The 25,762-nt window shown below is 44.4% G+C and carries 30 protein-coding genes; 14 read left to right on the top strand and 16 right to left on the bottom strand.

Features of this window, described 5'->3' with window-relative positions; genetic code table 11:
- Positions 1–37 precede the first annotated feature (37 nt).
- On the bottom strand, positions 38–2,398 hold the full coding sequence (locus NL930_RS11560) for a phosphoketolase (RefSeq protein ID WP_254376768.1): 2,361 nt from the start codon (positions 2,396–2,398) through the stop codon (positions 38–40).
- 119 nt (positions 2,399–2,517) lie between these two features.
- Here NL930_RS11560 and NL930_RS11555 point away from each other — a divergent pair, with 119 nt between their 5' ends.
- The 3 genes from NL930_RS11555 (at position 2,518) to NL930_RS11545 (ending at position 6,873) form a co-directional block, all read left to right on the top strand.
- Positions 2,518–3,429, top strand: coding sequence for a hypothetical protein (locus NL930_RS11555; RefSeq protein ID WP_254376767.1), 912 nt, complete (start codon positions 2,518–2,520; stop codon positions 3,427–3,429).
- Positions 3,429–4,193: a dimethylarginine dimethylaminohydrolase family protein gene (locus tag NL930_RS11550; RefSeq protein WP_254376766.1), complete on the top strand. Its 765-nt coding sequence runs from the start codon at positions 3,429–3,431 to the stop codon at positions 4,191–4,193. The genes NL930_RS11555 and NL930_RS11550 overlap by 1 nt, the downstream gene beginning before the upstream one ends.
- A 190-nt stretch (positions 4,194–4,383) precedes the next feature.
- Complete coding sequence (locus NL930_RS11545; RefSeq protein WP_254376765.1) at positions 4,384–6,873, top strand: SIR2 family protein; 2,490 nt, start codon at positions 4,384–4,386, stop codon at positions 6,871–6,873.
- A gap of 20 nt (positions 6,874–6,893) precedes the next feature.
- On the opposite strand, the gene NL930_RS11540 is transcribed toward NL930_RS11545, so the two are convergent.
- The 7 genes from NL930_RS11540 to NL930_RS11510 all read right to left on the bottom strand — a co-directional run bounded on the left by NL930_RS11540 (position 6,894) and on the right by NL930_RS11510 (position 11,930).
- Entirely contained in the window at positions 6,894–7,301 is a 408-nt protein-coding gene (locus tag NL930_RS11540) for a VOC family protein (protein ID WP_254376764.1), read from the bottom strand.
- 20 nt (positions 7,302–7,321) lie between these two features.
- On the bottom strand, positions 7,322–7,924 hold the full coding sequence (locus tag NL930_RS11535) for a DJ-1/PfpI family protein (protein ID WP_254376763.1): 603 nt from the start codon (positions 7,922–7,924) through the stop codon (positions 7,322–7,324).
- A 91-nt stretch (positions 7,925–8,015) separates the two neighbouring features.
- Positions 8,016–8,594 (bottom strand): DJ-1/PfpI family protein, encoded by a 579-nt coding sequence (locus NL930_RS11530; protein WP_254376762.1) that lies wholly within the window; start codon positions 8,592–8,594, stop codon positions 8,016–8,018.
- Between the two features lie 71 nt (positions 8,595–8,665).
- Positions 8,666–8,977 (bottom strand): hypothetical protein, encoded by a 312-nt coding sequence (locus NL930_RS11525; protein ID WP_254376761.1) that lies wholly within the window; start codon positions 8,975–8,977, stop codon positions 8,666–8,668.
- Positions 8,974–9,456, bottom strand: coding sequence for a DUF1007 family protein (locus NL930_RS11520; protein ID WP_254376760.1), 483 nt, complete (start codon positions 9,454–9,456; stop codon positions 8,974–8,976). Before NL930_RS11520 ends, NL930_RS11525 begins: the two co-directional genes overlap by 4 nt.
- A complete protein-coding gene (locus NL930_RS11515) occupies positions 9,453–10,178 on the bottom strand; it encodes a nickel/cobalt transporter (RefSeq protein ID WP_254376759.1) in 726 nt (241 codons plus the stop codon). The genes NL930_RS11520 and NL930_RS11515 overlap by 4 nt, the downstream gene beginning before the upstream one ends.
- 3 nt (positions 10,179–10,181) lie before the next feature.
- Positions 10,182–11,930, bottom strand: a complete 1,749-nt coding sequence (locus NL930_RS11510) for a hypothetical protein (RefSeq protein ID WP_254376758.1) — start codon at positions 11,928–11,930, stop codon at positions 10,182–10,184.
- A gap of 160 nt (positions 11,931–12,090) precedes the next feature.
- On the opposite strand from NL930_RS11510, the gene NL930_RS11505 reads away from it, so the two are divergent.
- On the top strand, positions 12,091–13,911 hold the full coding sequence (locus tag NL930_RS11505) for a PhoX family phosphatase (protein WP_254376757.1): 1,821 nt from the start codon (positions 12,091–12,093) through the stop codon (positions 13,909–13,911).
- A gap of 84 nt (positions 13,912–13,995) precedes the next feature.
- Positions 13,996–14,358, top strand: coding sequence for a hypothetical protein (locus NL930_RS11500; RefSeq protein WP_254376756.1), 363 nt, complete (start codon positions 13,996–13,998; stop codon positions 14,356–14,358).
- On the opposite strand, the gene NL930_RS11495 is transcribed toward NL930_RS11500, so the two are convergent.
- A complete protein-coding gene (locus tag NL930_RS11495; protein ID WP_254376755.1) occupies positions 14,355–14,702 on the bottom strand; it encodes a hypothetical protein in 348 nt (115 codons plus the stop codon). The genes NL930_RS11500 and NL930_RS11495 overlap by 4 nt on opposite strands.
- Positions 14,703–14,839: 137 nt before the next feature.
- Between NL930_RS11495 and NL930_RS11490 the strand changes: the two genes are divergently transcribed.
- Positions 14,840–16,144: an EAL domain-containing protein gene (locus NL930_RS11490; RefSeq protein ID WP_254376754.1), complete on the top strand. Its 1,305-nt coding sequence runs from the start codon at positions 14,840–14,842 to the stop codon at positions 16,142–16,144.
- Positions 16,145–16,162: 18 nt separating this feature from the next.
- Here NL930_RS11490 and NL930_RS11485 read toward each other — a convergent pair whose 3' ends face one another.
- A complete protein-coding gene (locus tag NL930_RS11485; protein ID WP_060826666.1) occupies positions 16,163–16,513 on the bottom strand; it encodes a hypothetical protein in 351 nt (116 codons plus the stop codon).
- A gap of 138 nt (positions 16,514–16,651) precedes the next feature.
- On the opposite strand from NL930_RS11485, the gene NL930_RS11480 reads away from it, so the two are divergent.
- Both NL930_RS11480 and NL930_RS11475 read left to right on the top strand, forming a co-directional pair.
- Positions 16,652–16,936 (top strand): nucleotidyltransferase family protein, encoded by a 285-nt coding sequence (locus tag NL930_RS11480; RefSeq protein WP_254376753.1) that lies wholly within the window; start codon positions 16,652–16,654, stop codon positions 16,934–16,936.
- Positions 16,929–17,354 carry a DUF86 domain-containing protein gene (locus NL930_RS11475; protein WP_254376752.1) on the top strand — a complete coding sequence of 142 codons (426 nt, stop codon included), beginning with the start codon at positions 16,929–16,931 and terminating at the stop codon, positions 17,352–17,354. The genes NL930_RS11480 and NL930_RS11475 overlap by 8 nt, the downstream gene beginning before the upstream one ends.
- A 122-nt stretch (positions 17,355–17,476) precedes the next feature.
- Here NL930_RS11475 and trxC read toward each other — a convergent pair whose 3' ends face one another.
- Complete coding sequence (trxC, locus tag NL930_RS11470; RefSeq protein WP_254376751.1) at positions 17,477–17,899, bottom strand: thioredoxin TrxC; 423 nt, start codon at positions 17,897–17,899, stop codon at positions 17,477–17,479.
- A gap of 3 nt (positions 17,900–17,902) precedes the next feature.
- The gene (locus NL930_RS11465) at positions 17,903–18,739 is read right to left on the bottom strand and encodes a DUF4392 domain-containing protein (protein WP_039672104.1); all 837 of its coding nucleotides are present in this window, start codon (positions 18,737–18,739) and stop codon (positions 17,903–17,905) included.
- 226 nt (positions 18,740–18,965) lie between these two features.
- Here NL930_RS11465 and NL930_RS11460 point away from each other — a divergent pair, with 226 nt between their 5' ends.
- On the top strand, positions 18,966–19,766 hold the full coding sequence (locus NL930_RS11460) for a putative hydro-lyase (RefSeq protein ID WP_306808581.1): 801 nt from the start codon (positions 18,966–18,968) through the stop codon (positions 19,764–19,766).
- On the opposite strand, the gene NL930_RS11455 is transcribed toward NL930_RS11460, so the two are convergent.
- The gene (locus NL930_RS11455; RefSeq protein WP_254376749.1) at positions 19,767–20,660 is read right to left on the bottom strand and encodes a hypothetical protein; all 894 of its coding nucleotides are present in this window, start codon (positions 20,658–20,660) and stop codon (positions 19,767–19,769) included.
- A 144-nt stretch (positions 20,661–20,804) separates the two neighbouring features.
- On the opposite strand from NL930_RS11455, the gene NL930_RS11450 reads away from it, so the two are divergent.
- Together NL930_RS11450 and NL930_RS11445 are read left to right on the top strand one after the other, a co-directional pair.
- On the top strand, positions 20,805–21,053 hold the full coding sequence (locus NL930_RS11450; protein WP_039672106.1) for a hypothetical protein: 249 nt from the start codon (positions 20,805–20,807) through the stop codon (positions 21,051–21,053).
- Positions 21,054–21,482: an ester cyclase gene (locus tag NL930_RS11445; protein WP_041962934.1), complete on the top strand. Its 429-nt coding sequence runs from the start codon at positions 21,054–21,056 to the stop codon at positions 21,480–21,482. It begins immediately after the preceding gene.
- Here NL930_RS11445 and NL930_RS11440 read toward each other — a convergent pair.
- Genes NL930_RS11440 through NL930_RS11430 form a run of 3 tightly spaced genes read right to left on the bottom strand, consistent with a single transcriptional unit; the run spans position 21,457 to position 23,363 of the window.
- Positions 21,457–22,371, bottom strand: coding sequence for a DMT family transporter (locus NL930_RS11440; protein ID WP_254376748.1), 915 nt, complete (start codon positions 22,369–22,371; stop codon positions 21,457–21,459). The genes NL930_RS11445 and NL930_RS11440 overlap by 26 nt on opposite strands.
- A complete protein-coding gene (locus tag NL930_RS11435; protein ID WP_039672108.1) occupies positions 22,331–22,555 on the bottom strand; it encodes a VF530 family DNA-binding protein in 225 nt (74 codons plus the stop codon). The genes NL930_RS11440 and NL930_RS11435 overlap by 41 nt, the downstream gene beginning before the upstream one ends.
- A gap of 55 nt (positions 22,556–22,610) precedes the next feature.
- Positions 22,611–23,363, bottom strand: a complete 753-nt coding sequence (locus NL930_RS11430) for an SDR family oxidoreductase (protein ID WP_254376747.1) — start codon at positions 23,361–23,363, stop codon at positions 22,611–22,613.
- Between the two features lie 273 nt (positions 23,364–23,636).
- On the opposite strand from NL930_RS11430, the gene NL930_RS11425 reads away from it, so the two are divergent.
- The 3 genes from NL930_RS11425 to NL930_RS11415 all read left to right on the top strand — a co-directional run bounded on the left by NL930_RS11425 (position 23,637) and on the right by NL930_RS11415 (position 25,705).
- On the top strand, positions 23,637–23,861 hold the full coding sequence (locus NL930_RS11425) for a hypothetical protein (protein ID WP_039672110.1): 225 nt from the start codon (positions 23,637–23,639) through the stop codon (positions 23,859–23,861).
- On the top strand, positions 23,854–24,510 hold the full coding sequence (locus NL930_RS11420) for a hypothetical protein (protein WP_039672111.1): 657 nt from the start codon (positions 23,854–23,856) through the stop codon (positions 24,508–24,510). Before NL930_RS11425 ends, NL930_RS11420 begins: the two co-directional genes overlap by 8 nt.
- 67 nt (positions 24,511–24,577) lie before the next feature.
- Positions 24,578–25,705 carry a branched-chain amino acid ABC transporter substrate-binding protein gene (locus tag NL930_RS11415; RefSeq protein ID WP_039672112.1) on the top strand — a complete coding sequence of 376 codons (1,128 nt, stop codon included), beginning with the start codon at positions 24,578–24,580 and terminating at the stop codon, positions 25,703–25,705.
- The last annotated feature ends 57 nt before the right edge of the window (positions 25,706–25,762 follow it).

Raw genomic sequence — 25,762 nt, 5'->3', positions numbered from 1 at the left:
TCGGCAGAGTGCCCACGCACCTTCGGTGCTTTATCTATTAAAGGTAAGGTTTCCATTGCCATTCTCGGATTTCGGGCATATCTTGACCGTACGTTTGGATGTACTCTTTATGACATGTCAGTTTTGCGTGCATCGACGCTTTGATTGTTTCGGCGTAAGGGTGCATTTTATCGACGCGTTCCATGACGTCCATGACCAAATGAAATCGATCCATATCGTTTAAAACGACCATATCAAAAGGCGTCGTGGTTGTTCCCTCTTCTTTGTAGCCTCTGACATGTAAGTGGTCGTGAAACGCTCTTTTGTACGTTAGGCGGTGAATCAACCACGGATAGCCGTGATACGCGAAGATGCACGGTATGTCTTTGGGGAAAAGCGCATCGAACGCCTCGTCGCTAAAACCGTGAGGATGCTCTTTTTGCAGGCACATCAAATCGACGATATTGACCACGCGCACGATCAATTCCGGCACAAGCGTTCGTAAAAGCGTCACGGCGGCAAGCGTCTCTAAAGTAGGAACGTCTCCGCAACACGCCATCACGACGTCGGGTGTTTGGTTGGCGTCGTTGCTAGCCCATGCCCAAACGTCCATTCCTTTTTCGCAATGAAGCACCGCTTCTTCGATGCCCAGCCATTGCAATTCGGGTTGTTTTCCGGCGACGATGACGTTGATGGCATCGTAACTGCTTAAGCAACGCGAGGCGACATGTAAGAGCGTGTTGGCGTCGGGCGGAAAGTAGACGTTGATAATATACGCTTTTTTATTGACGACGACGTCGATAAATCCGGGGTCTTGGTGCGAAAAGCCGTTGTGGTCTTGTCGCCAGACGTGTGAGCTCAAAAGGTAGTTCAGCGATGCGACGGGTTTGCGCCACGCAATTTCGCGGCTCGTGACTTTTAGCCATTTGGCGTGTTGGTTGAACATCGAGTCGATAATGTGAATAAACGCTTCGTAACATGAGAAAAAACCGTGCCTTCCCGTGAGCAAATAGCCCTCAAGCCACCCTTGACATGTATGTTCGGAGAGTATTTCCATTACCCGTCCGTGCGGTGCTAAATGATCGTCGGTGTCGAGGCGTTCCGCCATCCATGTGCGTTCGGTAACTTCAAAGAGGGCACTGAGACGGTTCGATGCCGTCTCATCGGGGCCGAAAACGCGAAACGTGTCGGAATTGCCTTGCATAACGTCACGTAAAAAGTTGCCCAAAACGCGGGTGGATTCGGCGGTCGTCGTACCGTGTGCGTCGATGGAAACGCCGTAATCTTTAAAAGGAGGCAGGGCTAAAGGTTTTAAAAGTAAGCCGCCGTTGGCGTGCGGATTGGCTCCCATGCGTCGCTTGGCTTTGGGGGCTAAGGCGGCAAGTTTTGCTACGAGCGTGCCGTTTTTGTCGAAAAGCTCTTCGGGGCGATAGCTTTTGAGCCAGCGTTCAAGAAGAGCGATATGTTCGGGATTTTGATCGAGATTGGCAAGCGGGACTTGATGTGAACGCCACGACCCTTCGGTTGGAAGTCCGTCCACTTCTTTGGGACCGCTCCAGCCTTTGGGCGTTTTGAGCACGATCATAGGCCACATAGGACGCGCCGTTTTGCTTTCGTTTCGTGCTTCATGCTGAATCGTTTTAATTTTTAGCGTAACGGTTTCGAGGATGTGCGCCATTTTTTGATGCATGCTCATAGGCTCGTCGCCTTCAACGAAAAAAGGCTCGTACCCGTAGCCGATAAAAAGCTTTTCAAGTTCATCGTGCGAGATGCGTGCCAAAACGGTCGGATTGGCGATTTTGTAGCCGTTGAGATGTAAGATCGGAAGAACGGCACCGTCGCGTTTGGGGTTTAAAAATTTGTTCGAGTGCCATGCGGTCGCTAAGGCTCCCGTCTCCGCTTCGCCGTCGCCGACCACGCAACACGCGATCAGATCGGGATTGTCGAAAACCGCTCCGTAGGCATGCGAAAGCGCATAACCCAATTCACCCCCTTCGTGAATGGAACCGGGCGTTTCGGGTGAGGCGTGGCTGGGAATACCTCCGGGAAAGGAAAACTGTTTAAAAAGCTTTTGAAGTCCCTTTTCGTCACGAGTAATATCGGGATAAAATTCACTGTACGTGCCTTCCAAATAGGTATTGGCGACGAGGGCGGGACCTCCGTGTCCTGGACCTGCGATAAACAGGACGTTAAGGTCGTATTTGAGGATCAGTCGGTTCATATGCGCGTAGATAAAATTGAGTCCCGGCGTCGTTCCCCAATGCCCCAAAAGGCGCGGTTTGATATGCTTTGACGCTAAAGGCTCTTTTAAAAGCGGGTTGTCCAAAAGGTAAATTTGTCCGACGGAAAGGTAGTTTGCCGCGCGCCAATACGCATCGATAGCTTCTACTTCGGATAAAGAAAGCTCGTGATCGTTCATCGTATCTCCTTTATGTTCACGCGTCTGTATGCTACTTCGATTCGGCTTAAAAGAAAAAGAGCGTGAGGCTTTAAAGCTATGCTACAATGCTTTTTTTGATTTAAACGGAAAGGGTCGGCATGGGAATTAGCAGGAAAAATCTTGAGGCATTGGTAGACGATGTGGTTTTACCTTTTGAAAAATTTATTATCGAAGATCCGAGGCTTTCGGAGTACCTTTTAGATCCCGAAGTCGCCAAAGTTCATAATCTTGCCGTGTCGAAGCTGACCGTTTATATTTACGCGAATCTCAAAAGAGCGCGGGCTTACATCCAAGAGGGTGCGCTCAGGCATAAAGAGAAGTTTATTCCGGTTGAAAACCTAAGAGAGTTTTATTCGCTCTATTTTACGTTGTGCAAAGAGTGGAACCAAAAGCATTTCGAAAACGAAGACCGCTTCGGAAAAAATATAGAGAGCATCGAGCAGTTCGTTTACGAATCGTTCGCCAAAGAAAACGAGAGCAAAGAGGAGTTTTTCATCTACGATTCGGAAGTGCTCTCTTCGGATATGCAAAAGATGCACTACGAAGACGCGGTGAAAATAAGCGCCGTTGATTTTTGTGCCGAGGGTAGCATCGACGAGTTGGATATTGAAGATATCTTGGAAAGTTGCGACGATCTTGCTCAAAGCGTACAAGACGAAACGATTGCGCATGATGAGGCGTATTTCTTACATGTCAACGAACGATTTCAATCCTATGCCGCCGTTTTGGAAAAAAATATGGAATTTCGCGACTTGGGATTCACCCTCTCGAAACTTTCTGCGTTATTGTCGGTGCATATGCCTTTGTTGGCGACGCACGGCGATCAAAAGAAAATTATGGTGATATTAAACGCGATCGTCGAGGATTTAATCGCGTGGACGGACGCGGTGTTGAAAGAAAAAACCGCCGTGGATATTCACTATCTAGACGCATCGCTTTTTTCGAGCATTATTCAATTTGAGATGCTGCTCACGCCTTCGAATGATGAAGAAGAATTGGAGTTTTTTTAATGTTTTACGCCATAACGCACCTACCTTCCCCAAAATTGCAAAACTGTGAACTCACGTTTTTACAAAGCGAACCCATCGATATGCCAAAAGCGACCGCCCAACATGCGGCGTATTGCGCGATGTTAGAGCGATGCGGTGCAACCGTCGTCGTTTTGGACGAAAATCAAGATTGTCCCGACAGCGTCTTTGTGGAAGACCCCGTTATCGTCTTTGACGAGATCGCCGTTTTGACCTCCATGGGCGTGGCGTCGCGAAGAAAAGAGAGTGAAGCGATGGCACGAGTTTTTGCGAAGTATCGCACGGTTAAACGCATCGAACTTCCCGCCAAAATCGAAGGCGGCGACGTGCTTAAAGTCGGCAAGAAGATTTTCGTAGGGCTTTCGCCTCGCACGAATAAGGAAGGTATCCAAGCCTTGGAGTCCATCATTAAACCTTACGGCTACAGCGTCATTCCCGTCAACGTCACGGGGTGTTTGCACCTCAAAACCGGATGCACCGCGCTCGATGACAAAACCGTACTGATCAACGCCGCGTGGGTGGACGCTAATGCCTTTGAAGGTTTTACGCAAATCGCCGTGCCAGAGGATGAACCTTTCGGCGCAAACGTCCTTAAAATGGGCGGCGTCCTTTGCATGAACGAAGCCTTCCCCAAAAGCATCGCCCTTGTAAAATCGCTCGGCTACAACGTCGACTCCTGCGACATCACTGAATTTGTCAAAGCCGAAGCGGGGCTTACATGTATGAGTGTACCGTTTAACGGTTGAGGTGGTTGAAAAGAAAAGGATTTTGGTTTCTTACATGTAGGGATTTAGGGTTGAAAAAAATTAGAAATTTGGCTCCGAGTCTTTTTTATTTAAAAGATTAAGTTATTTCTTTTATAATGATAAAAATGAATTGTTTTGTATTTTTTTGACATGAAATCAATTATACTACACTAATAAAAAGGCCAAAAGAATGAATGAGCTTTCTGTAAAAGACATCAAAACGCAATGTTTTAATGACAGTGATCTAGTAAGACTTATAAAGTTAATAGCATCGGGTAAAGCCATTTTATTCGCAGGTGCAGGATTTTCAACGGGAGCTATCAATATTCAAAACGATGATGTACCAATAGGCAATGTACTGGCAAATAAGATTGATCAAATGACAGGAGAAGAATCACATCAAAATCTTTTAGTAGCATCTCAATATGCTATTGATAATGACATGTCAAATGAACTCATTGAACTTATGAAAGATACATTTACCGTAAAAGAGATCAAACCTTACCATAAAACAATTATTGCTCTACCGTGGAGAAGATTTTATACAACAAATTATGATTTTGTCATTAGAGATGCTGGGGTACAAAATGGTAAAAGAATAAAATGCGTTACAACTTTCGATAGCCCAACGGAACATCTGAAAGAAAAAAACTTATGTGTTCATATTAATGGACATATTGATTGTCTCAATAATGAAACATTGAACACTAGCTTTAAGCTAACAGATTCTTCTTACTTATACAATGATGCACTCAATGATTCTATATGGGTTGATCACTTTCAAAAAGAATTAGCCTCATCTTCAGCAATCGTATTTATAGGTTATTCGATATATGATTACAATATCGAAAAATTACTTTTCAAAAATAAAGATGAGCTAAAAAATAAAATATATTTTATTACGCGAGAAAAGCCGTGCGATAAAATTAAAAAAGAACAACAATACGGTAAAGTCATTAATATAGGGATAGAAAAATTTGCTGACTATATTTCTTCACAACAAGCTTTGATTAAAGAGTATTCTCTAACAAAGGAAATCATCTACGAAAGTCTCAAAAAATATTCTATATCGGATGATCTAGAAGAAATTTCTCATGATATGATAAGAGATTTTTTAATTTTTGGGAGATGTAATGAAAATTATATTGACCAAGCTATTCAAAACTGTCAAAAGAATAAGCATTTAATTATTCCCGATTGGACTGAAAAGGTGCTTGGCATAATGAGTCAACATAATTATGTGCATATTACGGGAGATTTAGGCACCGGTAAAAGTATTGGTATGAAGATAATAGCTAGTAAACTAGCGAACCTTGCCGAAACTGTTTTTATAGTACATGATAGATGCGGTGATTATATAGGTGATGTAGAAAAAATATTAGAACACTATAAGCAAAAAGTATATATTTTGGTAGACAATGCAGAACAAAATTATGAAGTGCTAGAACATATATATACTATCAATAGCCCTATAATTCATTGTGTAAGCTTTAGTCGTAGAGGCATAAAACAGATAATTAACTGTGATATACCCTCACAAGCAAAACTTTTTTCACTTGACAAGATGGGCGATTCTGATGTGGAGCAGCTTATTAAGATTGTAGAAAATATTGGTATTGTTGGAAACTATTCTACTAAAAGTTTAAAATCATTAATTGAGGTAGAGTGTGGTTTTTCTCTTCCTAATTTTTTATTAGAAATTTTAAAATCAGATCAAATTGCTAAGCTTATTAAAAAAGATTTTACAGAGTTGAATAATCTTGGTAACGGGAAATATAGAGATACTTTTATTGCGCTTTGTTTACTTGGAGTATTAAATTGTGAACTCTCTTTCTCCACTATTGGAATATTAACAAATAATAGTAATATAAGAGATAGTATATTGTTGGAACACAAGGTATTTAAGAACTTTTTTTCGATTGACGGAGATACTATAGAAGCTAAATCACCAATATTTTTGATTTATTTAGTGCAAAATCATTATTTAGATAGTATTAAAAAAGAGGTGTTTTTAAAGTTTGCAGTAATAGCTGATTATAATAAACAGAAAGAAAATCTAAATGATAAAGCTCTCAATCTTGAATTTGAAAAAATATTTAAAGAGTTAGTCAAATATGTGTCGCTATCTAAGCTTTTTACAAAAGATAATTATGATGTGCTTGTGCATTATTTTGAACAACTTAAAAATGATCTCAGTTGGCAAGAAAATGAACCGAATTATTGGGTACAGTTGGCTATTTTAAATTTAGCAAGAAAGCGTTTTGATACAGCTAAAGAAATGATAGGTATGGCAAGGAAAAAAGCAAAAAATATCAGTGAAAAATATATACTTAATTATATCGATACTGTTGAAGCAAGATATGATTTAGAATTGGCTTTGAAAAGCACTACCTCGATTCCCGAATGTTATGATTTATTTTTTGAAGCAGATAATTTACTCAAAAATATAGAAGCTTCAGATCAGAAATATAGAAGGGTAAATCAGTATATTGGTATTTTTAAAAAACTTAACGGTTCTATCTCTCAAGATAAATTAAAGATTTTTCTAGATCGTATTAAAACTCAATTATGTAGAATAGAAGAATTAGAGTATGAAAATTATGCTGGAATAGAAAGAATTCATTTTGTGCATAATTGCGAAGCAAATCTTAAAAAAATTTTACAAGATGCAAATCAATAATGTGGGTTTTATAAAGTCAATCAATAAAAAAGAGTACAATTTAATGAGTCTATCTCATTCGCAACTTCGATCAGATTGCCGTCGGGGTCGCGAAAATAGACGGAGAGGAGTTTTGCTCTTGCGCCCGTTCGTTTGACGGGTCCTTCGATGCACGCGACATTGCACGTTTTGAGATGAGTTAAAATTCCGTCGATGGGTTTTTGGGTGATAAAACAAAGATCGCTTGAGCCTGCGGTGGGGTGTGCGGCTTTGGGCTCAAACTCATGTCCGATTTGATGAAGATTGATTTTGCTATGTCCAAATTTTAAGGCTTTACGACCTTTAAAATTTACCTCTTCCATCCCCAAAACACGCGTGTAAAATGCCACGCTTGCGTCGATGTCGGCAACGGTTAAAACCAGATGATCTAAATGCGAGATAAACGACATCAACGCCTCCGAGCCTCCGATTATCCGTTTTGCGTCCAGTCGAATTCCAACTGGCGTGCCGTTTTTTCGGCTAAATCGTTATCGACAAGGCGACGCACCAAATGCAAGCTCATATCGATGCCCGCCGAGATACCCGCAGATGTGACGATATGCCCTTCATCGACCCATCGGACATTTTCGACGACGTTCGTGTGGGGAAACATCGCTTTTAAATCATCGATGTCTTCCCAATGCGTGGTCGCTTTTTTCCCTTCAAGCAATCCCGCTCGTGCCAATAAAAAAGCACCCGTGCAAATGGAAGCACTGAGTTTCGTCGTCGGTACGACGGTTTGAATCCACTCGCACAACGCTTGGCTTTTGAGTTCTTCGTCCACGACGCCGCCGGGAATCAAGAGCGCATCGAGTTTCGGATGGTTATCGATCGTAAAATCGGGAGCAATAACCAATCCCGCGCGTGCGCGAATCGCCGCTTTCGTACGTGCGATCGTGACGACTTCAAAAGGAGCATTTGTACCTTTTGCATGCTTTAAAAACACGCGCGTCGCCGTCGTAAAAACCTCAAACGGTCCGGCAAAATCGAGCACTTCGACCTGATCGAAGATATAAATGCCTATACGTAACATACCGGTTTTCTCCTTTTATCGTTACTTTCAAGACGTTTTAACGTCGTTGTGTAAGAAAAGAGACGCTCTTCTCTTTTCTTACATGTAAAGATTACAAGGTGATTTTCGTACCTAAAACCTCTAAAAATTTGGCGATCCATTGCGGATGGGCGGGCCAAGCGGGTGCTGTGACGAGATTGCCGTCAACTGCGGCTTCGGTTACTTCGATGGACGCGTACGTGCCTCCCGCTTTGGTGACTTCGGGAGCGCATGCGGGATACGCCGAGCAGCTTTTTCCGCTCAAAACGTCGGCGGCGGCTAAGAGTTGCGCGCCGTGGCAGATGGCGGCGATAGGTTTATGGGCAGTTGCGAAGTGACGTACGCACTCTAAGACTTTTGGATTGAGCCTTAAGTATTCGGGTGCTCTGCCTCCTGGAATGACCAAAGCGTCAAAATCGGCGGCATGGATCGCATCAAACGTACCGTTGAGCGTAAAGTTGTGACCGGGTTTTTCGCTGTAGGTTTGGTCTCCCTCAAAATCATGCACGGCGGTACGCACGAATTCGCCCGCTTTTTTGTTAGGACAAACGGCGGTAACGTGATGACCTACGGCCGCAAGCGCTTGGAAAGGCACCATAATCTCGTAGTCCTCTACGAAATCTCCGACGATAAACAAAATCTTCTTTGCCATGATGTCTCCTTTAAAGTGGTGATGATTAGATTATAACCGATTTTTATCAATGAAAAGATTTTATTTGACGTTTAATCAAAAATAACCTCATACGTATGTTCGGGGATCTGCCGTAGATAAAAAATCATCTTGGCGGGTTTGCTAGGGCATGAAACGCTCGTGCTCTCTTTCATAAACGGGAAAGAGGCAGTCGTTAAAACATCGCCATGAGCGTTTATCAGGCGAAAATCGTGCAAACCGCATTTGTTGCGACTGTCGCTTTCACATTCGACGGTAACGCTTTGGCGGGCATCGTCATAAGCGACTTTGAGGTTGATCGTATAACTGACCGGGTGTGCGAACAGAGCTGTCGTACACGCCAATACAAAAAATAATCGTTTCACGGCGTTACTCCTAAACAAAAATCGACATCGCTTTTTTGCACTTCGTAGGCATAGAGGCTTTGCACATTGCGAAGTGCGTAAGCGATGTAAAGCGTTGCGTCGATCGTACAGAGCGTAGAAGGCTTGCTTAAGGCGTTTTGCGTTACGAAAGCGACGATAATGCGCTTTTTTTCCACCGTCACGTTAACGTCGCTAGGTTTGACGAGGAGTTCGTTTTCAGCGCTTTGCAAAACGATATTGTAACGATTGGCTTCCAAAGGATAAAAGTGTGCCTTCAAAAATCGCGAAGCTTCTTCGTGATCTAAAACACCGTTCTTGTCGCTATCAAACTCAAAAAGTAACAGTTTTGAGTTTAAAGCGTCGAAAGTCCAACGATGCAGGATGTGCGTTTTTTCAATCGTTACGTCGGTGTCGATAAAAAAATGCGGATGCGCCCATAAGCTTACATGTAAGCCTATCCAGAAGAGCAACGGTTTCATAGCACCAGTGCGATTCCAAGGCACAAAAGCAGTCCGACGCCCGCATAACTCAGCACTTGAAATAGGGTTTCATAACGATTGTGCGCCACGGTTTGTTTGAAACGCGTCGAAGCGATTGCCGCCAAAGACATCGTAATGCCCATCCCAAGGCTCATACTCATCGCACTTGCGATACCTAAGGCGTAGTAACCCAGTATCATCGCAAATAAAACGATACTCATCACGCCGGGACAGGGTACGATACCTACGGAAAAAGCAATTTTTAAAAGTGAAGAGGGTTGTGTGTCGGGACACTCTTCCCGATGTATTTTACGTATTTCAAACCATAAGAGACATGCAATGACGATAATTAAAGCACCGGAGAGTTTGTACATGTACGTGTTAATCAGTGTGAAATGGCGCATGATCGTCTGTTCAAAGAAAAGATAGAGCACCAGCGTCACGCTCAGTGCCGAAAGCGTATGCACAAGGGAGGTGAGAAAAGCTGCTTTGAGCGCGTCGCGCATTTTAGAACCGTGCACTAAAAAATAACTTGCGATAACCATTTTCCCGTGACCCGGTCCTAACGCATGAACCAAGCCGTACACAAAAGCACTGAGCACGATCGTCACGTAAATATCGAGGCTCGGTTGTGCTTCAAGCGTTTCAAAGGCTTGTACGATGCTATCGTTGATCGTTTTTTGCCATGCAACGATGATCCCTAAAAATTCATGATACGGCATTGTTTAGTGCTCTATTTTTTCAAGGTGCGTCATTTGTTTGGATTTTACTTCCCGATGCACGTTGGTTACGGGTGTGACATGTGCGTCTCGACCGTAGCGAAAACTTTGCTCTTCGACAATGATTTTGTAAGCTTTATCGAGCGTTAGCGCACGAGGGAGAGAGGGTAAAAGTAAGTACGATATATCGTTTTGCAAGCGTTTGATCGCCTCTTTTTTGAGCTTCCAAAATGCGTCTAGGCGCACGTTGGGGTTTTCGAGTTTGGCCAGCAACTCTTTTTGAACGTTCGCTTCGTCTTTTTCCCATCCTTGAACGAAAAACTTCTCCATAATCTCACGATTGTCTCTAAATTCGTCGCCGGCGTTGTTGTTTTTGAGGTAGCGGACGTACTCGCTTTCGCCGTTAGGTAGTATTCGATCGCGAATATTTTTAAATCCTTTTTGGCTCCAATGGTACCACCCGTTTTGATACGTTCCTTTTTCGAATTTTCGTTGAAACACAAAGGTACTATCGGCAATCGCTCCGATATTGCTATGGCATCCCATGCAAAAAAGCGTCTCTTCATAACTTTGCGGGCGTAGTTCACCTCGGGCATCTTCGATGAAACCTTGATAGTACCAACCGAGTTTATTGTTCAAACCCGTTTCGATGTTCCCGACGTATTTGTCGACGTTATCGGGGGAGCTTTCTTTCTCTTTGACCTCTTCCATTCCGGCGTTTGAGAGCTGGAAGTAAGGATACCAAAAGAGTTTTTTGGCGTAGCGAAGCTCTTTCATGCGGGGAGCTAAGACGATTTCGCCTTTTGGATTGACGTCGATATAGCGAACGGAGTGGAGAAATTCCGTGTTTTTCGGGTAAAGCCCCGGCGCGATGAGGTAGTCGTTGGACTCCAATAGGGCTTTGGCTTTTCCGACGTAACTCATGCTAAAGTTGGAAAGTTTCATCGCGGTAGCGTCGTACGCCGGTTGTTCCCAACGAAAGACGATTTCACGTGCGGTATCGAGAATGCCGTTTTGGTTCAAATCAACGCCGTAACGTCTTTCGTCTACAGGGTCGATCGCAAGGCTTTTTTGTTTGATTAACGCTTCGACGATTAAAAGATTGAGCGTGTAAACTTCTTTATTAAACCTTCCGTTTTCGTCTTGCCGAAAAGGCGAATCAAGGCGAATCATCACGTCATCGGTACTACCGTTTGTCGGCCAAAACGTTCCTAAAAAAGGGTAATAGGCAAAAGCCCTCCAACCCGTGTACGCACCGCTTGGGTCTTTATCAAAACCTTCGTGATCGAACGTAAAATAACAATCGGGAATATACCCGTCCCAAACGCCGTTATCGTCGGCGTCCCAAGCCGAAGGGAGATGCGTGAGCTTTTCTTTCAAAATGATTTGACCGTTTCTTCGGTAGTTGTCTTCCCTGACGTAGCGCAAGATTTCTTCATCGGTGATGTTATGCACCGCTTCGCTTCGGTCTAAAAAGAGATTGGTCCACGGGTTTTTCAGTGCGGAAGAAGGAAAGTCGTAAGCAAGTTGTAAATCGTCGTCGTAAAGCGTGTAATTGGGAATTTTATTTTTAATATGGCAACTAAAACAGGGGTTGTGCAGGATATTTTTGTGGTGTTCGTCCTCGGTTTTTGTGTAACACTGGCTTGTAATATACGCCGTTTCGTTAACAAGGTGCGTGTTTTTTAGATCGACCTCGTCGGCAGTCAGTAGAAGTGCGCAAAAAGTGCTTAAAAAAAGAGATGGCTTTAGCATCGTGTCGCTCTTGTGTTGGGATGGCTTCATTATAAAGTGCAAGGGTTTCGATTTGATTACGCCTTTGAGACTGTAAAATGTCACACGTTTGTAATAGAGCCGTAATGAATTGATTTTAAGATTACACAGTAAACTTTATTACGATTGAAAGGAAAGAACTATGGCTTACACCGTTTTAAAAAGCGTTACCGGTGCGGCGTTGCTCGGCTTGGTTTTCACGGCCTGTAGCACGACTCAACCCTCCGTCTCGTCGCAATCCTTGAACGACATTGCGTTCAAATCCGTCGACGCACCGATTAGCGATGCGCAAAAAAGGCAAATCCTAACCTCCGAAGAGGTGACGATTAACGGCAAAAGTTATAAAATCGGTTGGCATACGATTGCTCGAACAGGTCAAGTTTTACCGAGTTTAGACGGCAAAACAACCGAGATTTTCGGTCAAATCAAAAATGAAGCGGGTGTGCCGATCAACCACAAAGACGGAAGCCCTTTCGTCTGTAAAACGAGTAAAGACGGTTCAGGCCCCGATCATACGACCTTGCATGAACGCAACGGACAATTGTACGCGATTACCCAATTTGAATGCGGACCGGGCGCGATGTACATTTCCAGACTCGAAAAAACGGCTGAGGGCGGCTTAAAAGCCGTTGCAACCAGCCCTATTTCCCAAGCAGATTATTACGGCGGTTGGGTTCACTGTGCAGGTATGAAAACGCCGTGGGGAAGCCATCTCGGTAGCGAAGAGTATGAACCTAACGCGAGAGCTTTAGCTAAAGACGAATACTACTTTAACTTCACGCTTTACTTTAAAGAAGGCGAAAAAGCGCTCAATCCTTACTATTGGGGTTGGATGCCCGAAGTGACCATCACCAGCGACAAAGGCGACACGAAATACGTCAAGCACTATGCGATGGGACGCTTTGCGCATGAGTTAGGTTACGTTATGCCCGATGAAAAAACCGTCTACCTAACCGATGACGGCGTGAACGGCGCACTGTTTATGTTTATTGCCGATCAGCCCAAAGATCTTAGTGCCGGAACGCTTTATTCGGCAAAGTTGGAACAAAAAAGCGATCGTAACGGAGGTGCTTTTAACCTCACGTGGATCAATCTCGGACATGCAAGCGACGCCCAAATCAGAAGTTACGTCGATAAAAAGCTCTCCATCGACGCTATGTTTGAAGTCGCCAAAGACATGAACGGCAAATGTCCGGCGGATTTTCGTTCCGTCAATACTTCATGGGGTTTTGAATGTTTGAAACTCAAAGAGGGCATGGAGATAGCCGCTTCACGCCTCGAAGCGCGACGTTATGCGGCATACCTCGGTGCGACGACGGAGTTCAATAAAAAAGAGGGCATTACGTTCAATCCAAAAACCAATCAGCTCTATATCGCGATTAGCCGCGTACTTTACGGGATGGAAGACTACAAAAAAAGCGGTGAAGCAAGCGATAAGTACGACCAAGGCGGCGGTAATCACATCAAACTTCCGCGTAACGACTGCGGCGGGGTTTACCGTTTAGATATCGTCTCCGGACAAAAAGATACAAACGGTGCGCCGCTTGCGAGTGCGATGGTTGCGACAACGTTCGTCGGCGAAGTAATGGGCGAAATGAAGACTTATCCTAAAGGGAGCGATTACGAGGGCAATAAATGCTCCGTCGACGCGATTGCCGAGCCGGACAATCTGACGTTTATCAAAAACTCCAACCTTCTCATTATCGGAGAAGATACGAATCTACGCCAAATCGATTACATGTGGGCGTATAACGTCGAAACGAAGAAGCTAACGCGTATTTTTACGACCCCTTACGGTTCTGAAACAACCTCTCCGTTTTGGTATCCTAACATCGGCGGTAACGCTTATTTGACTGCGGTCGTGCAACATCCTTACGGCGAGAGCGATAAAGACAAAAAAAGCTCGCCGCAAGACATTGAGTCGTGGGTTGGCGTCGTAGGACCGTTCCCGGCGTTTGAATAAAATTGAAGCTTCGGGGAGAGATCTCCCCGAGTTTCGAAAAGGTATGTTTTTTGCTTGCTTTTAACGAAGAACAAGGAGCAGATCATGGACAGCCGACTTTTCGAGATTGACCCGTACGCTGGTGCAAGTTATGCACTTTACACTTCCGTCAAAGGCGAAGATGCAAGCTTTGAAGACTTTTTATTGCACTACGATTCGACGGGTGCGAACAAAGGCGATAACGCGTGGCTAAGCCGTCTTGCGGTCGAAAAAACGACGCAGGCTTTCAGTACTCCTGAAGTTTGGGAAGCCATGCATGCATTGGGCATAAGCGGACTTGATTTTGGTACGTCTATGACCTATTTTGATTCACAGGTGTATGCGGCAAAAATGCAACTGATGGAAGTGTTTAGCAAACGTGACGATTACGCTCAAATGAAACCGCTTTTACAACAACTGCTCTCTTAACGGCAAACGTAAGCGATCATATCCGATTCGATCGTTCTAAGCGGAGGCGCGATCCAAGGAGAAGGATTGTCGGTATTGATGTCGCGTACGGATTTGACACTTTTCCCGAGCAAGCGAATCACTTTTCCCGCGCAATTGATCTCGACGATACCGTAGTCAAACGAGCTTGCACCCACGCGTTTATAAATCACTTGAAAATTAGTAGCTTTCTTGCTTTCTTCAAGGACGTAATATTTATAAATATCTTGATACGCCGTTCTAGGCACCTCGACTTCTTTTGTTCTAGGCGCGGCATAGGCGTTGAGGAGAAAGAAAATCGTCATCATTAGACATAAACGTTTCATAGTTTTTCCTTGATGTTTTTAGCAATGATTCTAGCAAAACCTTTCGTAAAATACGATAGCAAAACGGCACGCTTTAAATTTCTCTCTTTTTCGGTACAATTATAAGCGAATCTCAAAAAATGCCATAAGGTCATGTGATGAATAGGGATGTATCGAGCGCAACGGCGTTGCAAGACAAAGTCAAACTTCTTAGTCGCGAACTCCACGTCATGCAAAAAAGCCTTATCGAGCAATTTTATATCGACCCTTTGACGGGACTTCCCAACCTGTACCAATTGCGACACGATCTTGAAGAGGCGACACGCTTTACGTTAATCATCGCTAATATCGATAACTTCAAACTTTTAAACAATTTTTACGGTTTTGTCGTGGGTGATTTTATCTTAGAGTCATTTGCAAAAACACTGAAAAGCGAGCTAAGCGATACGCGCGTTTACCGCATCGCCGGAGACGAATTTGCGATCTTGCTTTCGGAAAAAATGAATTTTTACACGCTGAAAGCCTACGTTAGCCAATTGTGCAAAAAACTAACGCACATCAAGTATGCGTACGCACAAACGGAAATTTACGTCGATTCGACCTTGTCTTCCAGTGCAAGCGAGAGCAACGACGATATTTTTTCCAAAGTCAGCATGGCGCAAAAGTTTGCGAAAAAGAAACAACTCAAATACTGGATTTTCGAAGACTCGATGCCGTTTGCGCAAGAGTACGAAAATAACCTCAAATACGCAACCAAAGTGCGCAAAGCCATCGTTGATTGCTCGGGCATCGTTCCTTATTTTCAGCCGATTATCGACAACGAAACGGGCGTCGTGGTCAAGTTCGAGTCGCTTTCGCGTATGATCGACGAAGAGGGCATTATTCACACGCCGCACAACTTCATTCCCGTTGCCAAAATGATCAAAGTTTACGACAAAATTACGACGACGATCATCGAAAAAACCTTTGAGATTTTCGAGCACAATAGTTATGACTTTAGCATCAACCTTTCTTTTGAAGACATCGTCAATCAAGACATTTACGATTTTATTATCCAAAAACTTCACGATTCCCGTATGGGAGAGCGTTTGACCTTCGAGCTTTTAGAATCGGAAAAAGTAAACGATTTTAATAAAGTCGTCCATTTTTTCAACGAGATCAAACGCTACGGTGCCAAAGTCGCCATCGATGATTTTGGAAGCGGCTTTTCCAACTTTTCCTACATCATCAAGCTCAATCCCGATTTTATCAAGATCGACGGAAGCCTCATCAAAGACATCGACAAAGACAAAAATGCTCAAATCGTCGTCGAAACCATCGTCGCGTTTTCCAAAAAAATGGGCATTAAAACGGTCGCGGAGTTTGTGCACTCTAGCACGGTTCTTTCCACCGTCAAACAGCTCGGCATCGACTATTCGCAAGGCTATTTCATCGATATGCCGTCCCCTCAAATCAACCCGTAAAATCGTGACATGTAAGTCCTAAGCGACCTCGCTATCCCATACAATACTCACGCCATATTCGGGATCGGGGATGACGTATTTAAAATACTCTCCTGTGCCTTTTCGCCCATGCAACCGCACCGCGATCTGCCCCTCCTTTAAAAGCTGTTTCATCTCATACTCGCTCAAACTTCGCTTGTTCCAGCGCAAAAAGGTGTTTGAGTAAACCCGAAACCGACACGTTGCCTCACTGCTAAACACATAATCATCGTTGATGTCCCGCTCTTTTTTCGCATGCTCACACGCATAAAGATTGACCTTTTGACCTTGTATAGTCAACTTTTGCGAGATGACACTACCGCCGCAATACGGACATTTGCCAAGAACCATCATGCACCTCAGTTTTGATTTATAAGAGTATGGTAGCAAAGTGGGAGTTGAGGCGTTAAAAATATTTCAGAATGAAAGATAATGCACAAAAAACTCTTTTTTTGATACAATAGAAGCACTAAAAAGAGGAAGTGGCTTATGACCAAAGAGTTGATTTTAGACTATCTCAAAACGCACAAACCTTTCTTACAAGAGCAGTTTAATGTCAAAAAGATAGGGCTTTTTGGAAGTTACGCCAAAGAGCAGCAAACCCCACAAAGCGACATCGACATCATCGTCGATATGCCCTCAAGTTTTGACAACTACTATGCGCTTAAAGAACTTCTCGAAAAAGAGTTGGGAGCGAAAGTCGATTTGGGGCTTGAAAAGTCCATACGCAATCTCATCAAAGAGAAAATTGCCCGCGAAGTGCTCTATGTCTAACCGCGATATAAGCCTTTACATCGTCGATATTTTCATCGCTATCGACAAAATTTCCCGCTTTACATGTAAGATTCAAAACGGAGCTGAACTGCTCTCTCATGAAATGGCATGGGATGCGTGCATTAGAGAACTTGAGATCATCGGCGAAGCTACCAAAGCGCTGTTAAACAGTGGACTTCTAAAAAGTGAATACCGTCGCATCGTCGATTTTCGCAACCAAATCAATCATGGCTATTTTGGCATTGATGAAGAGATCGTTTGGGAAGTAATCGCACATAAATTGCCTGAATACAAGGCAGAGTTGATTTCTCTAGTCACAACAGAAAAGATTATGCTTGAAGATGCCATAGCGCACGCTAAAGTAGAGAATGTGAAGAACGAGCAGGTTTTGAGATTTTTAACGAATTTTGAAGTTTAGGATACAAAATAGAACTTGCAGAGATCAAGAAAAAATTGGCAGAGCCTTTAAGCACAACATTTTGAATAGCCTTTTTATCTGTCCGTATTTCTTACATGTAAGCAACTAAGCTTACATGTAAATTACAAAAACCTCTCCACAAACGCATCCAAATCTTCATCGCTCATCGCACCACTGACACGCTCTATCTCTTTGCCGTCTTTAAAAACGATTAAGGTCGGGATAGAGCGGATTTTAAAGCGAGAGGCTAAAAACTGCTCGGCTTCGGTGTCCACTTTGGCGAACAAAACGCGAAGCGGGTAAGCGCGGGCGGCTTGTTGGAATGTGGGGGCGAAGGCTTTGCAAGGTCCGCACCACGGCGCCCAAAAGTCGACGATGACGGGTACGTCGGTACTTTCCAAAATCGCATCGATCGTATCGCTTGAGAGGGCGATGGGATGAGGGTCGAGCAAACTCTCTTTGCATTTGCCGCAATTGGCTTTTTTATAGACTTCGAGTTTGGGAACGTTGTTGGTTGCCAAGCAGTTGGGACAGATGACTTTCATCGTTTATCCTTTCGTAGCGTACTCTTTGAGTGCTTGAAGTATTTGGGGTTCTATCGACCATTCTTTACCGTCCACGGACATGGTGGATTCGCGCTTGATGCCGTCCACCGAGCCTTTTGAAACGATAAATGCAAGGTAATTTTCAACCTCTTCAAAGCTAGGTAAAACGTTTACATGTAAGACTTTTTCAAGCTCGGCGATAAAGCCGTATCCGCCCCAGTTGGAGACCGAAGCAATCATCGGGTAGTCGCAAGCAATGACGCAATAGTCGTAAAAAAATTCTTTGTTTTGGAGCACTTCGGCGAAGCTTCCCATACCGATTTCGTTACCGCCGTCGCCGATACCGAAACTCGGAGCGGTTTTCGAGCCCAGTTTGAAGAGTTCGTCTACGGGTGCGGTAAACTCCTTAATATCGACGCCGCGCGCATTGAGGTACTGGCCCTCTTTGTTTTGTCCGCAACGTTCGATCGCAAAATGGCATACGGGTTTGTAGGTGTTGAGCAAGAGTTCGTATTGCTCTTTAAACAGTCCCTCAAGAGGGATGTAGAGCGTTTTAAATTCAAAAAAGTAGTCTTCGCAAAAGTGGTCGGTAATGATGACGGGCGTGAAACCCAACGTCTGAAACGTCTTTGCGAGAAAATAAGCACCTATGGGCCCGTCCGTTTCGGCGAAGCCCGCAACGTAAAATCCCGTGTAAATAAAAACGACCCCTTTATCGAGTTTTACAAAAGCTTCAACGGCTTTTTGCGTGTGTGCTTGGGGAAATTGCGCTTGAATCTTATCCATATGGCGAGTGGAGTGTTGAAGCGTAATCGCCTCAATCGAAGAAAATGCGTTCATAAAAACCTTTTTATTTTCAAAATCTTGTCGTGAAAAATTGTACCTAAAAATTGGGTACAATGCGATTAATCAATAGCGTTCTTGCAGAACTTTAGGGCAAAACGTCAGAGCCTCCGTTAACACCGAGTCGTCCTTGGCGCGATGCCCATGCACCTTGAGTGCTTTTTCTTCGTGAAAAACGAGTTTGACGAGAAGTTTGATGCAAAGCCTTTGACGCATTGCGCGTTTGAGGGCAAATTTGTCGAAAAGAAGGAAAGCGATGACTCCTAAAGAATTACGTGCCAAAATCGCAAAAGGCGAATTTTCAAGACCTACGGCGGGCGAATGTCCGGGATACATTCAGATGAATATGGTGGCGTTACCGAGACAGTACGCCGAAGGCTTTGAAGCGTTTGCCAAGGCAAACTCAAAAGCGATTCCCGTTTTGGAGATCGTCAAAGAAGGGCATCATACCAAGATTTTAGCCGACCGTGCCGATCTTTTAACCGAGATTCCCAAGTACAATATTTTACGTGAGGGCGTTTTGGTCGAAACGGTGAAGGACATTACGCCTTATTATACGCCCGATCTGGTTTTTTTTCTGATCGGATGCAGCTTTTCGTTCGAGACGGCGCTCATCGAAAACGGTATGCCGCTTCGTCACGTCGATATGCAAAAAAACGTTGCTATGTACAACACCAACGTTCGGCTGACGCCGGTTGAGGGGTTTGAGGGAGAAATGGTCGTGAGCATGCGCCCGATCAAGCGTGAAAAGGTCGCCGACGCCTATGAAGTGACGGGGCATTTTCCGCAAATGCACGGTGCGCCCATTCACTCGGGAACGCCGGAAAGTATCGGCATCGGCGATATTACCCGTCCCGATTACGGCGATCCTATCGAGATTAAAGAGGGTGAAGTCCCGCTTTTTTGGCCTTGCGGCGTGACGCCCCAAAACGTGATTACGAAGATGAAACTGCCGTTTGCGATTACGCATGCGCCGGGCCATATGTTCGTGACCGACCGCAAAGACAGCGAATACTACGAATAATTAAGGCACAAACGCTTCTTCGATCGCTTGAAAGCCATAACGTTTCAGCAGATCGGGAAGCATGTGTTCTAACATGTCGATTCCCAAAGGTTCGTTTTTATTGCCGTGAATCAAGATCAAACTTCCGTTTTCGGGATGTTGGTTTTTTGCGATCCACGCATCGGCGGAGAGCGGAATCAAAAAGTAGTGCTCACGCAATGCCCGCATCAAGCCTTCATCGGCAATGAGACCGGGAAAACGGAAAAAAACCGAAGGCGTTACGCCTTTTTCGATCAAGCGTTGTTCGACGTTTAAAATCTCGGCTTGAACGTCTATACCTTGATGCAACATAAAGTTTTTTCGATCCGGTAAAGCTCGATCGTAAAAATGCGTATGCGTGTGATTGACCCACGTGATGCTAAGATCTGGGTTGTTACGCAGTGCCTCAAACTCCGCTTCGTGATGCTCCAACCACGCCGAGCTGATCGCTACGGCGATCGGCGTTTTGCCGTTTTGCCGCGTTAGCGTACGAAGAAACTCGCTTTCGTAGCCTTTTTTGGACGAAGGGCATAAATCCATCGTTAAAAACAGCGTTGCATCGAGTCTCCTCGACGCATGATCGATACCGCCTTTTTGCCAAAGTGCCGTAGCGGCGTTCAGGGTTTGGGCAAAAGGCGTTTGGGCTAAAGCGTGAGGCGCAATCGGCTCTAGCATACTTTCGTCCAAGCTCATAAGCCGTGTTTGTAGGGTTTGGGTATTGAGCGTGAGGTAACGTATGCGATCGTTTTGCTCGAAACGACGAATAACCAAAAAAAGGGTTTTGTCTTTCCAAAATTGCCGCGCATCAAGCGTGTAGTTCTCCAGCGCGAAGAGATGAAGTCCCGCGCACAGTACAAGAAAAATCGTTTTGAGCATGTTCGAATCCTTTCAAAAGAATTTTAGCTATTTTTTGAAAAAAAATGATTATAATTTCGTACCTGTATGACACGGCGGTGTTTGAGCTTTCAAACCAAATTGGAAACTTAAGCGATAAGTTCAATGTTTTGACGAGAATAGAGTATGACGGCTAACGAAGCAGTTTTAGAAATGCGTTACAGCGGAATTCCCGAAGAAGATATTGAGGCGATTCTTGATGCATGCAAGAAAAAGGGGATTACCCCGCAAAATATAGACCAAGAACTTGAAAAGCGAGGCTTGGATAAAGTCTTCGAATTTGAGTACGATGCAAGCGAAAGTTGGTATGACCAAAATTCTGCCGCTTCCCATAAAGCACCTGCGAAACAAGGGCTTGAAAAGGATAAGAAATAGATGGCAAAGCAGATACGACAGTTGGTTGAAGAGTATTACGACGTGCTCTGGAACGAGAAAAAACTCGATCAAGCACACCGCTTTTTCGACCCTTCGTTTAATTTTAGAGGTTCTTTAGGGATGCGTGTGGATAGCATCAACGGTTTTTGCGATTATGCGAAAATGCTTTTTAGCGCATTTCCCAATTTGTACCATGTCATCGAAGACATCGTCGTTGAGGGCGATAAAGCCGCAGTGAGACTCGTGTATACGGGAACGCACTCGGGTAAGCTTTTCGGGTTTGAACCCACGGGCAATCGTATTCGGTATTCGGGCGCGTGCTTTTTTAAATTTGAAAACGAAAAGATCGTCGATGCCTGGGTTTTGGGCGACTTAAACGCACTTTACGGACAAATTAACATCGCTAATTCGAACGCAAACGACGCGTAGCGTCTTGATGCGCTTTGAGCGAGTGAAGCACGAGCGTGATTAAAATAATCACGCCTCCGATCAACGTATTGGGATGCGGTTTTTCGTCGATAAAACACCACACCCAAACGGGGGCTAATACCGGCTCGATAATCGTTAAAAGTGCTACTTCCACAGAAGGAAGCACTTTCGTTCCCGTGCCGATAAACGCGCGGGATAAAGGTGTTAGCACGCCTCCCATAAAGACGATAATGCTTAACGAATAAGTATCGGGCAGAACGACGGGCGCGCTTAAGAGTGCTAAAAGCGACGCCATGAGCGTGCCTGTCCCAAAACACGCCAAGCGGTTCACCTCTTTGTCCCTCTCCAAGATAAACAGCATCGAAATAAACGCAAAAACGCATCCGAAAGCGTAAAGATTTCCCTCCATATTGCCTAATCCCAAGTCGTTAAACAGAATAATAAACAGACCGACAAAGACAAAAAAGATTGCAACAAACGTACGAAGCGGCGTTTTAGTGCGAAACAAGAGAAACGAAAAGAGCGCGCTGATCAACGGACCGGTACTCAAAATAAAAACTGCACTTGCGACGCTGGTATGTTTGATGGCGAGGATAAACAAAAAATTGCTAAGCGCGATGCAAAACGCGCACGCCAGAATCGAAACGACATGTCGGCGATACAGAGCAAAAATCGCCGTTTTGTACTGAAAAAGTAAAACGGTATTGAGGCTTAGAAACATACAAAGACCGAAATAAAACGTGAAATTTTGTGCGCTCACGTGCGTCATTTTGATCAGCGGCGATTCAAAGCTCATCAAAAACATACCCAAAGAGGTAATCCAAAATGCTTTCGTATACGACATCGTGTTACCGGGAAGTTTTGCGAAAATCGAGGTAGAGCTTTTCAAGTTTAGCTCTTGCCCACGGCGTTTTACGGAAAAATTTAAGGCTTGAAGCAATGCTTGGATTGTCGTGAAAACAGTTGACGCGCATCATCTCATCCAGTTTTTCCCAGCCGTAGTGCGATTGGAGCTCTTTAAGCATTGCTTCTAGGGTGATGCCGTGTAAAGGGTTGTTCGGGTGTTGATTCATGGGTTCCTCAAAGAATAACATGTAAGGTTTTGAGGCTTACATGTCACGATATCCATTAGCGTCGTTCGACGAAGAGTCCGCCGCAGCTTTGCATCGTCGGCATAATTTCGATGCGGTTGACGTTGACGTGCGGCGGCAAGTGCGCCAAGGTAAAGATCGTATCGGCGATGTCTTCCTTATCGAGTGCTTTCGTGCCTTCGTAGACTTTTTTGGCTTTGGTTTTGTCGCCTTTGAAACGCACGTCGGAAAATTCCGTTTCGGAAAATCCCGGTTCGATATTGGTCACGCGTACGTTGGTGCCGCGAAGATCGGTGCGTAGGTTGAGTGAAAATTGTTTTACGAACGCTTTGGTCGCTCCGTAAACGTTTCCGCCTTCATACGGCCAGTTTCCGGCGATGGAGCCGAGATTGAAGATGTAACCGCTTTTGCGCTCGACCATAATCGGCAAAACGGCACGTGTCACGTAAAGTAACCCTTTGATATTCGTATCGACCATCGTCTCCCAATCTTCGATATCGACTTCGTTCGCGTGCCCGAGTCCCAAGGCAAGTCCGGCATTATTGACGAGAATATCGATGTTTTTATACGCTTCGGGCAAGGAAGCGATGGCGTCGAAAACCGCTTTTTTATCGCGGACGTCAAAGCAAATCGGTAAAATATCGCATGTGGGAAATTTGGCTTTGAAAGCATCTAACCGTTCACGCCTGCGCCCCGTAATAATCACTTTATAGCCCGAAACGGCAAATTTTTCGGCGGTTGCTTCGCCGAATCCCGAAGTTGCTCCCGTAATTAAAACGACTTTTGACATGTACGTCCTTTCTCAAAAAAGATAAGCGTATTATAATCTTTCAAGCCATAATGATACCTTTGGTAACTCTTTAAAAAAACCGTTCGTCGGTTCATTTATTCTAAATATAGCCTTAAAATAGCCGTTTTGGACGTTAAAATTCAACCAAATCATACATAATGTATAAAATTTCATCATCCGAAATTGACGCAATATTCCAAAAATATATTAAGATTTTCATGTCGGTTAAAAGGTACTACTTTTAGTATTCCAAAATTTTACTAAAGGACGCACGTGGCAAAACAGAAGCTCGGACGAGACGTCATTCAAAGCGTGATCGAAAAGCATCAAACCAAAAAACGCGAAATTGCGCAACTGACGATTAAGATCGATGCCAATTTGGACAATGCTTTGGGAAAACTTGCCAATGCGCTCAACATCTCCAAAAATCGCTTGATCGAAGATATTCTAACCGAAAGCGGCATCGTGCAAGAGGTCGAGGAGAATTATTATGAGTAACTTTCCAAGCCAAGAGCGCGTCGTTCAAGCCGTCTTAGAGGGTATTACGCAAGCGGAGAAAAATTTTTTATTTTGGACGAATAACCGTTTGAGCCTCTCCAGCGGTCCTCAAAAAATCCTCTGTATTCACGTCGCACAAGCACTCGGCTTAATCGAAAACGCCCCCGAAGTCTTTATCGATGCGAGCGTTTCGGATATTTTACGCTGTTCGCTTCCCAATCGTAAAGCATTTAAAACGTTTATGGAAAAAAACGCGCTTTCTCAAGGGGCGTTTAGCATTACGCTCGATGAACGTTTCGTTCACCACAACCACAACGATTCGATTTCACGCGTGATTATGACGCTTAAAAACGGTGTGTGTAACGCAAAAGCCGAGTATACTTTCGAAATCGAGCGTTTGTGCAAGATGCTTCAGCGCAAAAGTAAAAACGAATCGCTGCTTGATTACGGTATTTTTGCGTTTTATGCGGATATTTCGACGCAAGCGCGTAAAAAACTTGCCAAGCGTATTCCCGAAATCGTGCACAGTTTCGATGAGGTCGTCAACCGTTTTCCTTCGCTTTCGTCAAATTTTTACGCCACGCCGATTACGCAAGTGGAAGAACTCGGAGAGTGGGCGGCGGGATGTTACGTCATTTTTCCAAAGTAAAAACGAGTTTTGAACGCTTACATGTAAGCCTTTAAAAGTCGTTTCAAAATTTTTAAAAGGAGAAGGGATGAAGAAAATGTTACCAAAAATTGCCGCTTCGCTAGCGGTTTGTTCTATTTTAGCCGGTGCGAGCGTTGCCGCAGACGTTATTAAAATCGGGGTTCAAGCACCGATTACGGGATCGTACGCTAGCGAGGGACAAAGTATCGATAACGGCGTTAAATTGATCGTTGAGCAATACAATGCCAAAGGCGGCATACTCGGTAAAAAAATCGAAGTCGTAACATGTGACGATCAAGGTACGGCGCAACAAGCGGCGATTTGTGCTAAAAAATTGGTCAACGAAGGCGTGAAAGCGGTCATCGGTTCTTACACTTCGGGAGCGACTGAAGCGGCGCAGACGACCTATTTTAGAGCCGGCGTTCTTCAAACCAGCGACGGTACGAGCGACTCGTTGATCGCGCATAAATATTGGACGTTTTTTAGAAACTCCTTCCCCAACAGTGCGGAAGCCGATTTTACGGCAAAATATTTCGTTGACGGTAAACAGTACAAAAAAATCGTCGTTCTCTCCGATTATTCAAGCTATTCGACCGACTTAGGCGATGCGACGATTAAAGCGTTAAAAGCGAAAAACGCCAACATCGTTTACGAAGGAAAAATCAAATCCGGCACGCAAAATTTCACCGCCACGCTAACCAAAATCAAAGCGATGGAACCGGACGTCATCTACTTTAGCGGTTACTATACCGACGGAGGATTGCTAAGGGCGCAACAACAACAACTCGGTATTAAAGCCGATTTCGTCGGCGGCGACTCGAACGACAACCCTGATTTTATGAAACTAGCGGGAGAGAGTGCGAAAGGAACGTTTATGATTAACGTGCCGACTCCGGACATTTTACCTTACGACATCGCTAAGACGTTTTTAGTCGATTACAAAGCCAAGTATAACGCGATGCCCGCTTCGATTTGGTCTTTGATGAACGTGGACGGCTTGCGCGCGATTTTACATGCGATGGAACAAACCAAATCCGAAGATACCAAAGTGGTTGCCGAAGCAATGCATAAACTCAAAGATTTCCCCGGCATCACGGGTCCTGTGACGTTTAGAGAAGACGGCGAGCGTATCGGCGGCGGTTATATGACCTATGAAGTTCAAGCGGACAAAAGCTATAAAATCGTTTACCAATAAAAAGGTAACATGTAAAAACAGGCTTGTCGCGTCATGCTTTTCAAGCACGCCGATGCA

The organism is Sulfurospirillum sp. hDNRA2, from assembly GCF_024206095.2.
Classification (GTDB): Bacteria; Campylobacterota; Campylobacteria; order Campylobacterales; family Sulfurospirillaceae; genus Sulfurospirillum.
Note: the sequence above shows the minus strand (reverse complement) of the source record. Positions and strands in the feature narration are given on the sequence as shown.